This window comes from Micromonospora sp. RV43, assembly GCF_001029515.1.
GTDB classification, from domain to species: Bacteria; Actinomycetota; Actinomycetes; order Mycobacteriales; family Micromonosporaceae; genus Micromonospora; species Micromonospora aurantiaca.
Window position 1 is genome coordinate 1 of record NZ_LEKG01000062.1, and the last position, 13,591, is coordinate 13,591.

The following is a 13,591-nucleotide window of genomic DNA, read 5'->3' on the forward strand; positions in this document are numbered from 1 at the left end:
CTCCCGGCCCGCGCGGCGACGTCGAGCGCACGGGTGGGATCCCGGCGGGCGGCGGCCGTCCCGGTGGTGCCCCCGCGGGTCCGGCCGGTCCCGGTCCGCGTGGTGACGTCGATCGCACCGGGGGGATTCCGGCCGGTGCCGGCCGCCCCGGAGCCGGTCCGGCTGGACCCGGTGGCGACGGACGCGGGGTGGCACGCCCCGACGACACCCGGCCCGGTGCCGGGCCTCGTCCGCCGGTGGCCCCCGGTGCCAGAGGGCCGGCAGGCGACGGCCCGGTGCCGCCCGGTGCCCCGGTGACCGCCCGCGCGGCAGCCGGCGTGGCCCGCCCGGTCGCGCCGGACGAGCGGACCACCGGACGGGCGACGCCACCCGGAGCGGAGCCGGACCGGACCGGACCGGGCAACGCGGCGACACCGGCGGCGGCCCGGGCGGCTGTGGTCGTACCCCCGGGGGAGCCCGCGGGGCCACGGCCCGCTGCGGGCGGCGCGCCACGGCCCGGCGGTCCCGGACCGGACGACAGCGGCGCGGAGGCCGGTGGTCTGCGCGGCGCCCGGTCGGAGCTGCGCCGGCAGATGCGCGAACGCAGCCGGCTGCGGCTGGGCATCCTCGCCCTGGTCAGCCTCGTGCTGCTCGGTGCGGTGCCGCTCTACTTCGGGATGCGTACGCTCAGCCGCGACCCGGTCTTCGACACCCTCGACGCGCTCGCCGTGCCCGCCTGGGCACAGAGCAACACGGTCGACAACGTCAGCGGCAGCCGCTGGTGCCTCCAGGACTGCCGCCTGCGTGAACGCTCCGTCGAGTCGGAGCAGGGGTGGAAGGAGACCGTCGCGGTCTACGAGGAGGCGCTGGCCGGGGACGGATGGCGGCGCTGGAAGGTCGACCGTTGCCCGGACGAGAAGGTCCCTGGTAGCTACACCTGCTGGCGCCGGGACGAACTCACGCTCGACCTGTGGGTGCGCGACCGCACCTGCACGCCCCCGCCGGTGGACGGGGCGCCCGCGCCGACCGCGCCGCCCGCGCCCGCAGCGGCGGAGTGCACCGGCTCGTTGGTGTCGGTGAAGGTGCGCAACGCGATCGACGACGAGCGCACCGGACCGACGCCGACCACCGATCCGTCACTCACCGGTGAGGATCCGTACCCCACCCTGACCGACGACCCGCTGGGCGAGGCGACCCCCTCACCGTCGTGAGCCGACTTTCATCACGGACGGTAGGGTCTGGGGCTGGCACGCCCGTCCGTGCCCGGTGACCGGGTCGGCGTGGCGCGAAGTGGGTAGGTACGGTCGCGCGTTCCGGGGCGTCGGGTTCCGGGACACTGCTTGAGGAGGACTTTCGCGTGAGTGGTGGAGAGATCGCTGCGCTGATCGCGGCCGGCGCGTTCCTGATGCTGGTGCTCGTGCTGGCGGTGCCGATCCTGCGGCTGCGGCACACCGTGGACGCGACGACCCGCATGATCACCGATGTGAACGAGCGCACCGCGCCGCTGCTCGGTGACGTGAACACCACTGTGAAGAACGTCAACGTGGCGCTGGAGCAGGTGCAGACCTCGCTGGACGGGGTGAACCTCCAGCTCGCCAAGGTGGACACCATGACCAGCCACGCGCAGAACGTCACCGCGAACGTGGCGAACCTGGCCACCGTGGTCTCCGCCGCCGCCGCGAACCCGCTGGTCAAGGTGGCCGCGTTCGGGTACGGCGTGCGCCGGGCCGCCTCCGCCCGCCGGCACGCCGAGACCGAGCGCGAGGTGCGCGACACGATCAAGCAGCAGCGTCGCGCCGCCAAGCGCGGCAACCGCTGACCCCGGCCGGCGTACGCGGGAAGGATGAGAACATGAGGCGGTTGTTCTGGCTGGGCATCGGGCTGGCCGTGGGTGTCCTGGTGGTGCGCAAGGCCACCCGGACGGCGCAGGCGTACACCCCGGCCGGCATCGCCAGCGGGCTGTCCGAGTCCGCCGGTGGTCTGGTCGAGTCGCTCCGGGCGTTCGTGGACGACGTCCGGGTCGGCATGGCCGAGCGTGAGCAGGAGATCCACGAGGCCTTCGCCCGCGGCGAGGTGTACGACGACCAGTTCGCCGAGCTGCGGGAGGACCCGCGTATCGGTGACCGAGAGATTTTCCCGGAGGACCACCAGCGATGAAGACGGCGGAGATCAAGCGGCGGTTCCTCGCCCACTTCGAGGCGAACGGGCACACCGTGGTTCCGTCCGCTCCGCTGCCCGCCATCAGCGACCCGAACCTGCTGTTCATCAACGCGGGCATGGTGCAGTTCGTGCCCTACTTCCTGGGCCAGCAGACCCCGCCGTACGCGCGGGCGACGAGCGTGCAGAAGTGCATCCGGACGCCGGACATCGACGAGGTCGGCAAGACCAGCCGGCACGGCACGTTCTTCCAGATGAACGGCAACTTCTCCTTCGGTGACTACTTCAAGTCCGGGGCGATCCCGCTCGCCTGGGACCTGGCCACGAAGCCGGTCGAGGCGGGCGGCTTCGGGCTGGACCCGGAGCGGATCTGGGCCACCGTCTACCTGGACGACGACGAGGCGTACGACATCTGGCGGGCCACCGGCGTGCCGGCCGAGCGGATCGTGCGCCGCGGCAAGGCCGACAACTTCTGGTCGATGGGCATCCCCGGCCCGTGCGGCCCGTGCTCCGAGCTGTACTACGACCGCGGCCCGGCCTACGGCCGCGAGGGCGGCCCGGAGGTCGACGAGGACCGCTACCTGGAGTTCTGGAACCTCGTCTTCATGCAGTTCGAGCGCGGTCCGGGCGTCGGCAAGGAGGACTTCCCGATCCTCGGTGACCTGCCGGCGAAGAACATCGACACCGGCATGGGCCTGGAGCGGATGGCCTCGCTGCTGCAGGGCGTGGACAACCTCTACGAGATCGACGAGGTCAAGCCGATCCTCGACAGGGCCGCCGAGCTGACCGGCAAGCGCTACGGCGTGCACTCCGGTCACGCGGCCAACGAGTCGCACCCGGACGACGTACGGCTGCGGGTGATCGCCGACCACGTGCGTACCTCGCTGATGCTCATCGGCGACGGGGTGACCCCGTCGAACGAGGGCCGGGGCTACGTGCTGCGGCGGATCATGCGCCGGGCGATCCGGGCGGTGCGGCTGCTGGGCTACCAGGACCGGGCGCTGCCGGAGCTGCTGCCGGTGGCCCGCGACTGCATGGCGCCGTCGTACCCGGAGCTGGCCGAGGACTTCGGCCGGATCTCCCAGTACGCGTACGCCGAGGAGGACGCGTTCCTGGCCACGCTGCGCGCCGGCACCACGATCCTGGACACCGCCATCGCCGAGACCAAGTCGGCCGGCAAGGCGGCGCTCTCCGGTGACAAGGCGTTCCAGCTGCACGACACGTACGGCTTCCCGATCGACCTGACCCTGGAGATCGCCGCCGAGCAGGGGTTGCAGGTCGACGCGGAGGGCTTCCGCCGGCTGATGGCCGACCAGCGCAGCCGGGCCAAGGCCGACGCGCAGGCGCGCAAGACCGGGCACACCGACGTGTCGGCGTACCGGTCGGTGCTCGACGGCGGCGGTCCGGTGGAGTTCACCGGCTACACCGAGCTGAGCCGGGAGTCCCGGGTACGCGCGCTGCTGTCGGGCGGCGCCGCGGTCTCGGCGGCGGTCGAGGGTGACACGATCGAGCTGGTGCTCGACACCACCCCGTTCTACGCCGAGGGTGGTGGCCAGCAGCCCGACCAGGGGCTCATCACTGTGGGCGGCGGCCAGGTCGAGGTCTTCGACGTGCAGCAGCCGGTGCCCGGCCTGATCGTGCACCGGGCCAAGGTGGTGCGCGGCGAGGTGCGTTCCGGGGAGACCGGGTACGCCGAGATCGACGTGTCCCGCCGCCGGGCGATCTCCCGCTCGCACACCGCCACGCACCTGGTGCACCAGACGATGCGCAACTTCCTCGGTGAGTCGGCGACCCAGGCGGGTTCGCTGAACGCGCCGGGCCGGCTGCGGTTCGACTTCAACACCCCGACGGGTGTGGCGCCGAGCGTGCTGCACGACGTCGAGCAGCAGGTCAACGAGGTGCTGCTGGCCGACCTGGAGGTGCACGCGTTCGTCACCAGCCAGGAGGAGGCCCGGCGGATCGGGGCGATGGCCCTGTTCGGCGAGAAGTACGGCGAGCGGGTCCGGGTCGTCGAGGTCGGTGACTACGCCCGCGAGCTGTGCGGCGGCACGCACGTGGCCCGCTCCGCCCAGCTCGGCCTGGTGAAGATCCTCTCCGAGGCGTCGGTGGGTTCCGGGGTACGCCGGATCGAGGCGCTCGTCGGCATGGACGCGTTCGGCTTCCTGGCCCGTGAGCACCTGCTGGTGTCCCGGCTGGCCGAGCTGTTCCGGGTGCCGGGGGAGCAGGTCGCCGACCGGGTGGAGCAGACGGTCACCCAGCTGCGCGACGCGGAGAAGGAGCTGGAGAAGCTGCGCGCCCAGCTCGTGCTCGGCGGGGCCGGCGCCCTGGCGGCGCAGGCGAAGGACGTGCGCGGCGTCGCGTACGTCGGCACCGAGGCGCCGGAGGGCGCGGCGGCGAACGACGTGCGGACCCTCGCTCAGGAGATCCGGGGCCGGATCGACGCGGCCCGCCCGGCTGTGGTCGCGGTGGCCGCCCGGGCCAACGGCAAGGCGTCGCTCGTGGTGGCCGTCAACCAGGCCGCCCGGGGGCGGAACCTGAGCGCGAAGGACCTGGTCAAGGCGGCGTTCTCCGGCCGGGGTGGCGGTAGCGACGACCTGGCCCAGGGCGGCGGCCTGCCCGCGACGGAGGCGCCGAACCTGCTGGTCACCGTCGAGCGGGCGGTCGCCGGCACGGCATGAGCGAACGCACCGAGCGGAGCGAGGGCCGTGAGGGCATGCCCGGCCGGCACGGCATGAGCGAACGCACCGAGCGGAGCGAGGGCCGTGAGCGCATGCCCGGCTGGCACGGCATGAGTGCACGGATGTACGCCAGGGCGGACCACCCGGTCCGCCCTGGCCCGTACCGGCGGGGAGGTGTCCGCCCGTGAGTGAGCTGTCCCGTGGCGTCCGGCTGGGTGTCGACGTCGGCCAGGTCCGGGTGGGGGTGGCGCGCTGTGATCCGCACGGCATCCTCGCCACGCCCCTGGTGACGCTGGCCCGTGATCTGACCGCGGAACCGGACGCGGTGCCCGCCGACATGGCCGAGCTGGTCCGGCTCGCCGCCGAGCATGAGGCGGTGGGGATCGTGGTCGGGCTGCCGGTCAATCTCGCCGGGAAGCACGGCCCCGCGGCGCTGAACGTATCAGCATATGCCAGCCGATTGGCTGATGTAATGAGGCCGATTCCGGTGACGCTGACGGACGAGAGGATGTCTACCGTCGTCGCGAGTCGTAGGCTGGCCGAACGGGGCGTCCGGGGAAAGCGCCAACGAGCGGTGGTCGACCAGGCCGCCGCGGTGGAGATTCTGCAGAGCTGGCTGGACGCACAGCGGAGGCGGACGCAATGATCGACGATCTTGATCTGGGGTTCGACGAGCCGGACAGGGGGGAGAAGGGCCGGCACCGGCGCGGCGCGGTGCGCCGTCGCCAGGGCAAGTCCGGCGGCGGCCGGGGCAAGACCCTTCTCGCACTCGCTCTCGCGCTGGTCCTGCTGGGCGGCATCGGCGGCGGCGCGTTCTACGGCTTCGACCGGGTCCAGAACTACTTCGTCACACCCGACTACGACGGCTCCGGCACCGGCGAGGTGACCGTCGAGATCAAGCAGGGCGCGCTGATCGCCGACATGGCCGACGCGCTCGTCGCGGCCGACGTGGTGAAGAGCACCAAGGCGTTCATCGAGGCCGCCGAGGAGAACTCGCGCAGCAAGAACATCCAGCCCGGCACGTACAAGATGCGCAAGCAGATGAGCGGTGACGCGGCGGTCGTGGCCCTGCTGGACCTCAAGAACAAGATCGTCAACGGGATCACCATCCCCGAGGGCCTCACCGCGAAGACGGTCTACAAGCGGCTCTCCGAGAAGACCGACATCCCGGTCAAGGACTTCGAGGCCGCGGCGAAGGACCCGGAGGCGCTCGGCGTACCGGACTGGTGGTTCAAGCGTTCCGACGGCAAGAAGGTCAACCCGTCGATCGAGGGCTTCCTGTTCCCGGACACCTACGAAATCCCACCGAAGGCCACCGCCGAGACGGTGCTCAAGCTGATGGTGGACAACTTCCTCACCGTCACCTCCGGCATGCAGTACGCGGAGAAGGTGCAGAAAGATCGCGGCGGCATCACCCCGTACGAGGCGCTGATCGTCGCCTCGCTCGCGCAGGCCGAGGCCGGCAACAAGGCCGACCTGGGCAAGGTCGCCCGGGTGGCCTACAACCGGGTCTACGGCGAGTTCCCCTGCAACTGCCTGGAGATGGACGTCACGGTCAACTACTACCTGGAGCTGACCGGGCAGAAGACCAAGGCGTCCAAGGACATGACCGCCGCCGAGCTGGACAACCCGAAGAACCCGTACAACCGCAAGCTGCGCGGGCTGGTCCCCTCGCCGATCAACAACCCCGGCAAGGAGGCGCTGGAAGGCGCGCTGAGCCCGCCGGACGGCAAGTGGCTCTACTTCGTGGCGATCAGCAGGGACGGCCGGTCCGCGTTCGCCGAGACCTACGCCGAGCAGAAGCGCAACGAGCAGAAGGCCAGGGAGGCCGGGATCATCTGATGGCCGATCCTCGCCGCGCCGCGGTGGTCGGCAAGCCGATCGCCCACTCGATCTCCCCGGTGATCCACGCCGCCGGGTACGCGGCGGCCGGACTGACCGGCTGGTCGTACACCCGGATCGAAGCCGGCGCCGACGAGCTGCCCGGCCTGGTCGCGGGCCTCGGCCCGGAGTGGGCCGGCCTGTCCGTGACCATGCCGGGCAAGGAAGCGGCACTCGCCCTGGCCGACGAGGTCTCGCCGGTCGCCGCCGCGGTCGGCGCCGCCAACACGCTGGTACGCCGACAAGACGGCACGTGGTACGCGGACAACACCGACGTCACCGGCATGGTCGAGGTGCTCACCGGCGCCGGCTGCGTGGCCGGGGCGGTTGTCACCGTGCTCGGCGCGGGTGGCACCGCCCGGGCCGCGATCGCGGCGGCGGCTCGGATCGGGGCGGCCGAGGTGACAGTGGTGGCACGCCGGCCCGAGGCGGTCGACGAGCTGCGCCCGGTCGCGGCGGCGGCCGGGGTGCCGCTCGCAGGCGCCGAGTGGGACGGCGCACCCTCCCACGCCCGCGCCGACCTGGTGATCTCCACAGTGCCCAAGGGCGTCGCCGACCCCCTGGCTGACAACTTCGACTGGCGGCCGGAGTCGGTCTTCTTCGACGTGGTCTACGACCCGTGGCCCACGCCGCTCGCGGCGGCGGCGCTCGCCGCCGGATGCCGGGTGGTCTCCGGGCTGGACCTGCTGCTGGCCCAGGCGTTCGGCCAGTTCGAGCACTTCACCGGCGTCACCGCTCCACGCGCCGCGATGCGCGCCGCGCTGCCGGTGTAAGGAAGGGCCCCTTCTTAACGCCTCCGGTAGAGGAAGGGTCCCCTGTTAACACCTCACCCGTCGGGCGGCGGACCAGCGTACGGAGGTGGCCTGTCCGGTTGGCGGGACGCGGCGGGCGGCGTACGCCGGTGACCACCGGGCGTGACAGACTGACCGTCGTGTTGCGCTGGCTGACTGCAGGTGAATCGCATGGACCCGCCCTCGTCGCGATGCTGGAGGGCGTACCCGCCGGCATCGAGGTGACCACCGGGGAGATCTCCGGCGAGCTGGCCCGGCGCCGGCTCGGCTACGGCCGGGGTGCCCGGATGTCGTTCGAGCAGGACGAGGTCGAGATCATCGGCGGGCTCCGGCACGGGGTGACGCTCGGCAGCCCGGTGGCGATCCGGGTCGGCAACTCCGAGTGGCCCAAGTGGCGCACAGTGATGGCCGCCGACCCGGTCGACCCGGAGGAGCTGGCGAGCCAGGCCCGCAACGCGCCGCTGACCCGTCCCCGCCCGGGTCACGCCGACCTGGCCGGCATGCAGAAGTACGGGCACACCGACGCCCGGCCGATCCTGGAGCGCGCCAGCGCCCGGGAGACCGCCGCCCGGGTCGCGGTGGGCACCGTCGCCAAGGCGCTCGTACGCCAGGCGCTCGGCGTCGAGATCGTCTCCCACGTGGTCGAGCTGGGCCCGGTGGCGGTCAAGCCGGGGCTGCGCCCCACGCCGGAGGACGCCGCGCGCATCGACGCCGACCCGCTGCGCTGCCTCGACGCCGAGGCAAGCGCCCGGATGGTCGCCGAGGTCGACGCCGCGAAGAAGGCCGCCGACACGCTCGGCGGCGTGGTCGAGGTGCTCGCGTACGGGGTGCCGCCGGGCCTGGGCAGCCACGTGCAGTGGGACCGCAAGCTCGACGCCCGCCTCGCGACCGCGCTCATGTCGATCCAGGCGATCAAGGGCGTGGAGATCGGCGACGGCTGGCAGCAGGCCCGCTCGCGCGGATCGGAGGCGCACGACGAGATCGTGCCCACCGCCACCGGGGTGCGGCGGATCACCGACCGGGCCGGTGGCCTGGAGGGCGGCATCACCACGGGTGAGCCGCTTCGGGTGAAGGCGGCCATGAAGCCGATCTCGTCGCTGAACCGGGCGCTCGCCACCATCGACGTGACCACCGGCGAGCCGGCCACCGCGATCAACCAGCGCTCCGACGTGTGCGCGGTCCCGGCCGCTGCGGTGGTGGCCGAGGCGATGGTCGCGCTGGTGCTGGCCGAGGCGGCGGTGGAGAAGTTCGGCGGCGACTCGATTGCCGAGATGCGCCGCAACCTCAACGGTTACCTCGACAGCCTGGTGATCAAATGAGCACCCGGCCGGTCTGCGTGCTGGTCGGGGCGCCCGGCTCCGGCAAGACCACTGTCGGCACGGCGCTCGCCGAGGCGCTCGGCGTCGACTTCCGGGACACCGACGCCGACATCGAGAACCTCGCCGGCAAGCCCATCCCGGAGATCTTCGTGGACGAGGGCGAGGAGCACTTCCGTACCCTCGAACGGGCCGCCGTGGCGGCGGCGCTCGCGTCGCACGCGGGCGTGCTCGCGGTCGGCGGCGGCGCGGTCCTGGCCGAGGAGAACCGGGCCGCGCTGATCGGCCACACGGTGGTGCACCTGTCGGTGGAGCTGCCCGACGCGGTCAAGCGGGTCGGTCTGGGCGCCGGGCGGCCGCTGCTCGCGCTGAACCCGCGCGCCACGCTCAAGCACCTGATGGACCAGCGCCGCCCGCTCTACGCCGAGGTGGCGACCGCGACTGTGGTCACCGACGGGCGTACGCCGCAGGAGCTGGCCGAGGAGATCGCCGCCCTGCTCAAACCCTGACAACGCCCCGCCCCCGCCGTGTCCGGCTCCCTCGGTGGAACGCCGTGGGTGTCTCGCGGGCGTTGTGACACCCGTGGCGTTCCAGTCGGCGGGGATGCCGCGGATGAGTGGAACGCCGTGGGTGTCTCCCGAGCGTTGTGGCACCCGTGGCGTTCCAGTCGGCGTGGAGGACGCCGCTGGGTGGAACGCCATGGGCGGGTGAGAAGGCGCGCCGGTTAGGCGTTGGCCGCAGCGGCCCTGGCCGTCCGGCGTCCGGCGCGGCGGCGCCGGGCCGGTTCGGGCCGCCAGGTGGCGAGCAGCGCCAGCGCCAGCGCGATCTCGGCCAGGTCACCCAGGTAGTACATGAGCGTGGCCCCGGCCCGCAGCTCGGCGGCGGTGGCCGGCACGTCCACGAACAGCCCGGCGTAGAGCAACTGGGCGATGGTGGCGTGCGCGGCCACCCCGACCCCGATCACCACCAGCCGCACCGGTACGCGCGGGCGGTGCGGTCCCGGGTCCGGCCCGGCGATCGACCAGGCGAACAGGCAGCCGCTCAGCAGGAAGTGCAGGTTCACCAGCGTGTGCAGGACCGGGCTGTCCAGGGTGGCCCGGTACAGCGGGGTGAGGTAGAGCAGCCAGAGCCCGCCCGCGGTGAGCAGCAGGCCGGTCACCGGGTGGCCGAGCACCCGCGCTACCGGATGCCGCAGCAGGTGGACCAGGGCCCGGCCGGTACGCCGGTCCAGCGTGCGCAGCAGCAGCGTGACCGGTGCGCCGAGCACCAGCGCCAGCGGCGCGAGCATGCCGATCAGCAGGTGCTGCCACATGTGCCCGACGAAGTCGCCGGCCGGCCACAGCAGCCCGGTCACCAGCAGCAGCGCGCCCAGACCGAAGCTCGCGGTGCGGGCGTGCGGCCAGCCCGGCCCGCCCGGATCGCGCAGCCGCAGCGCGGCGGCCAGGTACGCCCAGAACAGCGCCACCGGGATCAGCGCGGTCGCCGGGAAGCCGCCGTCGACGTGCCCGGCGTGGGCCACTGTCACCGGCGCTCCGGCGGGCAGAGGTCCACCGCGCGGGCCCGGCGCTGGATCGCCCAGCCCACAGCGATCAGCACCACGCCGAGGGCGAGGAACCCGAGGTCCCACCAGAGCTGGTTCGGGCCGCCGCGGACGTGGTGGATGCCGAGCAGGTGGTGGTCGACGATGCCCTCGACCAGGTTGAACAGGCCCCAGCCGATCAGCGCCCAGCCCCACAGCATCGGCGAGCGCCACAGCCGGCCCCGCGAGTGGGTGACCCGGGAGTAGAGCAGGGCCAGACCGGTCAGCACCGCCACCCAGGTGACCACGTGGAACAGGCCGTCCCAGAGCGTGTTCATCTGCAACCCGGGCACGGTGTCCACCGGGTACTCACGCACGCCGATCCGGTCGCTGCCGGTGCTGCTGAGCATGTGGTGCCACTGGAGGACCTGGTGCAGGACGATGCCGTCGACGAAGCCGCCCAGCCCGACGCCGAGGATCGTGGCGGGCAGCCGGATGCTCGTCGCGGACTCCGGCCGGGTCGCGTGTGCCCTCGTCTCGCTCATTCCGGCCGCCCTACCCGCGGTGCGGCCGGGCAAACACCCAGGGAGTGGACAGTCGCCGCGCGGGGGCGGCGCGCTGGACTAGGCTGCCCGCGATGGACGAGGTGACCCGGATCCCGGTCGGCGGCGAGCGGCCGTACGACGTGCTCGTGGGACGTGACCTGCTGAACCCGCCGCCCCGGCTGCTGCCGGGCGCCGAGCGGGTGGCCTTCCTGCACGCGCCGCCGCTCAAGGCACTCGCCGACAGGCTCGCCGACGGTGTCCGCGAGGGCGGCGTGACGCCGCTGCTGATCGAGGTGCCGGACGCGGAGGCGGGCAAGCACGTCGACGTGGCGGCGGCCTGCTGGGACCGGCTCGGCGACGCCGGGTTCACCCGTACCGACGCGGTGGTCGGGGTGGGCGGCGGCGCGGTCACCGACCTGGCCGGGTTCGTCGCTGCCACCTGGCTGCGCGGCGTGCGCTGGGTGCCGGTCGCCACGTCGCTGCTCGGCATGGTCGACGCCGCAGTGGGCGGCAAGACCGGCATCAACACCGCCGCCGGCAAGAACCTGGTCGGCGCGTTCCACCCGCCGGCCGGCGTGCTGGCCGACCTGGCGACTCTGGACAGCCTGCCCCCGGCCGACCTGGCCGCCGGGATGGCCGAGGTGGTCAAGTGCGGTTTCATCGCCGACCCGGTCATCCTCGACCTGGTCGAGGACGACCCGGCCGCCGCGCTGGACCCGGCCGGGCCGGTGCTGCGGGAACTGGTCGAACGCGCGGTCCGCGTGAAGGCCGGCGTGGTCGCCGGGGACCTGCGCGAATCCGGGGTACGCGAGGTGCTCAACTACGGGCACACGCTGGCGCACGCGATCGAGAAGGTGGAGGGCTACCGCTGGCGGCACGGTCACGCGGTGGCGGTCGGCCTGGTGTACGCCGCCACGCTGGCCCGGCTCGCCGGCCGGCTCGACGCGGCCGACGCCGAGCGGCACCGCCGGGTGCTGGCCGCGCTCGACCTGCCCACCGGCTACCGGGCCGACGCCTGGCCGGAGCTGCTCGCCGCGATGCGGGTGGACAAGAAGGCCCGGGGCAGCCGGCTGCGGTTCGTGGTGCTCGACGGGCTCGCCCGCCCGGCGATCATGGAGGCGCTGCCGGACGACCTGCTCGCCGCCGCGTACGCGGAGATCAGCTCGTGAGGGTGTACGTGCTCAACGGGCCGAACCTGGGCCGGCTCGGCACCCGCCAGGTCGACGTGTACGGGGTGACCAGCTACGCCCAGCTCGTGGCCGACTGTGAACGGCACGGCCGGGAGCTGGGCCTGGACGTGGTGGTCCGGCAGACCGACGCCGAGCACGAGATGCTCGCCTGGCTGCACGAGGCGGCCGACGAGGCGGCGGCGGTGGTGCTGAACCCCGCGGCCTGGTCGCACTACTCGATCGCGGTCCGGGACGCCTGCGCCATGCTGCGCGGCCCCCTGGTCGAGGTGCACATCTCCAACATCCACGCCCGGGAGGAGTTCCGGCACCACTCGGTGGTCTCCGCGGTGGCCACCGGCGTGATCTGCGGCCTGGGCGTGGACGGCTACCGGCTGGCGCTGCACCACCTGGCCGCCTGGCTCGCCGCAGGAGCCTGAGCCGGTCCGTTCCGTGGCGCGAGTCCGATTCGACAGAGCGAGTAGACTTGGCCGGTCTGTCCGCCAATTGATGATCAAGGCAGGAAATGGCCACCACCAACGACCTGAAGAACGGCCTGGTACTCAACCTGGACGGCGAGCTGTGGGCCGTCGTCGAGTTCCAGCACGTCAAGCCCGGTAAGGGTGGTGCCTTCGTGCGCACCACGCTGAAGAACGTGCTGTCCGGCAAGGTGGTCGACAAGACCTTCAACGCGGGCACCAAGGTCGAGACCGCGACCGTGGACAAGCGCACCATGCAGTACCTGTACGCCGACGGCGAGGACTACGTCTTCATGGATCTGGAGACGTTCGACCAGATCACCGTCCCCGGCGGCACCGTCGGCGAGGCCGCCAACTACCTCCTCCCCGAGGCCGAGGCGACCGTCGCCACCCACGAGAGCGTGCCGCTGTACATCGAGCTGCCGACCTCGGTCGTGCTCGAGGTCACCTACACCGAGCCGGGCCTGCAGGGCGACCGCTCGACCGGCGGCAACAAGCCGGCCACCGTCGAGACCGGCGCGACCGTGCAGGTGCCGCTGTTCATCACCACCGGTGAGAAGATCAAGGTCGACACCCGCGACGGCCGTTACCTCGGCCGAGCCTGATGGCCGAGGGCCCCAAGCAGCAGATGCCGGCGCGCCGCAAGGCGCGCAAGCGGGCGCTGGACGTGCTCTTCGAGGCCGACCTGCGGGACCGCCCGCCGGTCGAGGTGCTCGCCGGTTACCTGGAACGGATCGAGCAGCCGCGCCCCGACCACCTCGGCTACGCGGTCGGGCTGGTCGAGGGCGTGGCGGCGCACCTCGACCGGATCGACGAGACGATCGCCAGCTACGCCGAGGGGTGGACGCTGGAGCGCATGCCGGTGGTCGACCGCAACCTGGCCCGGATCGCCGTGTACGAGCTGCTCTACGTCGACGAGATCGACGACGCGGTGGCGATCAGCGAGGCCGTGGAGCTGGCCCGGCAGATGTCGACCGACGACTCGCCCCGCTTCCTCAACGGCATCCTCGGCCGGATCGCCGAGTACGCCACGCGCTGACGCGCCGCAACGACGAAGGGCCCGCGCCGACCGGCACGGGC

General features: G+C 72.7%; 15 protein-coding genes and 1 pseudogene. 14 read left to right on the forward strand and 2 right to left on the reverse strand.

The window, feature by feature from the left end; translation table 11 throughout:
• From ABD52_RS40835 to ABD52_RS16825, 10 genes and pseudogenes are all read left to right on the forward strand, one after another.
• Positions 1 to 297: pseudogene (locus ABD52_RS40835) on the forward strand (hypothetical protein); the annotation flags it as partial.
• Positions 298 to 572: 275 nt separating this feature from the next.
• Positions 573 to 1,190, forward strand: coding sequence for a hypothetical protein (locus tag ABD52_RS16785; RefSeq protein ID WP_013285489.1), 618 nt, complete (start codon positions 573 to 575; stop codon positions 1,188 to 1,190).
• A gap of 146 nt (positions 1,191 to 1,336) precedes the next feature.
• Entirely contained in the window at positions 1,337 to 1,798 is a 462-nt protein-coding gene (locus ABD52_RS16790; protein WP_013285490.1) for a DUF948 domain-containing protein, read from the forward strand.
• 32 nt (positions 1,799 to 1,830) lie between these two features.
• Positions 1,831 to 2,136, forward strand: a complete 306-nt coding sequence (locus tag ABD52_RS16795; RefSeq protein WP_013285491.1) for a hypothetical protein — start codon at positions 1,831 to 1,833, stop codon at positions 2,134 to 2,136.
• A complete protein-coding gene (gene alaS / locus ABD52_RS16800) occupies positions 2,133 to 4,814 on the forward strand; it encodes an alanine--tRNA ligase (RefSeq protein ID WP_013474888.1) in 2,682 nt (893 codons plus the stop codon). Before ABD52_RS16795 ends, alaS begins: the two co-directional genes overlap by 4 nt.
• Positions 4,815 to 4,998: 184 nt before the next feature.
• Entirely contained in the window at positions 4,999 to 5,460 is a 462-nt protein-coding gene (ruvX, locus tag ABD52_RS16805; RefSeq protein WP_013474890.1) for a Holliday junction resolvase RuvX, read from the forward strand.
• Entirely contained in the window at positions 5,457 to 6,656 is a 1,200-nt protein-coding gene (mltG, locus tag ABD52_RS16810; protein WP_013285495.1) for an endolytic transglycosylase MltG, read from the forward strand. The genes ruvX and mltG overlap by 4 nt, the downstream gene beginning before the upstream one ends.
• On the forward strand, positions 6,656 to 7,468 hold the full coding sequence (locus ABD52_RS16815) for a shikimate dehydrogenase (protein WP_013474891.1): 813 nt from the start codon (positions 6,656 to 6,658) through the stop codon (positions 7,466 to 7,468). Before mltG ends, ABD52_RS16815 begins: the two co-directional genes overlap by 1 nt.
• 158 nt (positions 7,469 to 7,626) lie before the next feature.
• Positions 7,627 to 8,805, forward strand: a complete 1,179-nt coding sequence (gene aroC, locus ABD52_RS16820) for a chorismate synthase (protein ID WP_013285497.1) — start codon at positions 7,627 to 7,629, stop codon at positions 8,803 to 8,805.
• Complete coding sequence (locus tag ABD52_RS16825; protein WP_013474892.1) at positions 8,802 to 9,311, forward strand: shikimate kinase; 510 nt, start codon at positions 8,802 to 8,804, stop codon at positions 9,309 to 9,311. The genes aroC and ABD52_RS16825 overlap by 4 nt, the downstream gene beginning before the upstream one ends.
• A 215-nt stretch (positions 9,312 to 9,526) precedes the next feature.
• Here ABD52_RS16825 and ABD52_RS16830 read toward each other — a convergent pair whose 3' ends face one another.
• Positions 9,527 to 10,327 (reverse strand): cytochrome c oxidase assembly protein, encoded by an 801-nt coding sequence (locus tag ABD52_RS16830; protein WP_047892432.1) that lies wholly within the window; start codon positions 10,325 to 10,327, stop codon positions 9,527 to 9,529.
• Complete coding sequence (locus ABD52_RS16835; RefSeq protein WP_047892433.1) at positions 10,324 to 10,866, reverse strand: DUF2243 domain-containing protein; 543 nt, start codon at positions 10,864 to 10,866, stop codon at positions 10,324 to 10,326. The genes ABD52_RS16830 and ABD52_RS16835 overlap by 4 nt, the downstream gene beginning before the upstream one ends.
• Before the next feature lie 92 nt (positions 10,867 to 10,958).
• Here ABD52_RS16835 and aroB point away from each other — a divergent pair, with 92 nt between their 5' ends.
• The 4 genes from aroB to nusB all read left to right on the forward strand — a co-directional run bounded on the left by aroB (position 10,959) and on the right by nusB (position 13,550).
• Positions 10,959 to 12,035 (forward strand): 3-dehydroquinate synthase, encoded by a 1,077-nt coding sequence (gene aroB, locus ABD52_RS16840; RefSeq protein ID WP_013285501.1) that lies wholly within the window; start codon positions 10,959 to 10,961, stop codon positions 12,033 to 12,035.
• Positions 12,032 to 12,472 carry a type II 3-dehydroquinate dehydratase gene (gene aroQ, locus ABD52_RS16845; protein ID WP_047892434.1) on the forward strand — a complete coding sequence of 147 codons (441 nt, stop codon included), beginning with the start codon at positions 12,032 to 12,034 and terminating at the stop codon, positions 12,470 to 12,472. Before aroB ends, aroQ begins: the two co-directional genes overlap by 4 nt.
• Positions 12,473 to 12,558: 86 nt before the next feature.
• Entirely contained in the window at positions 12,559 to 13,116 is a 558-nt protein-coding gene (efp, locus tag ABD52_RS16850; protein ID WP_013285503.1) for an elongation factor P, read from the forward strand.
• A 23-nt stretch (positions 13,117 to 13,139) separates the two neighbouring features.
• The gene (nusB, locus tag ABD52_RS16855) at positions 13,140 to 13,550 is read left to right on the forward strand and encodes a transcription antitermination factor NusB (RefSeq protein ID WP_174361785.1); all 411 of its coding nucleotides are present in this window, start codon (positions 13,140 to 13,142) and stop codon (positions 13,548 to 13,550) included.
• The last annotated feature ends 41 nt before the right edge of the window (positions 13,551 to 13,591 follow it).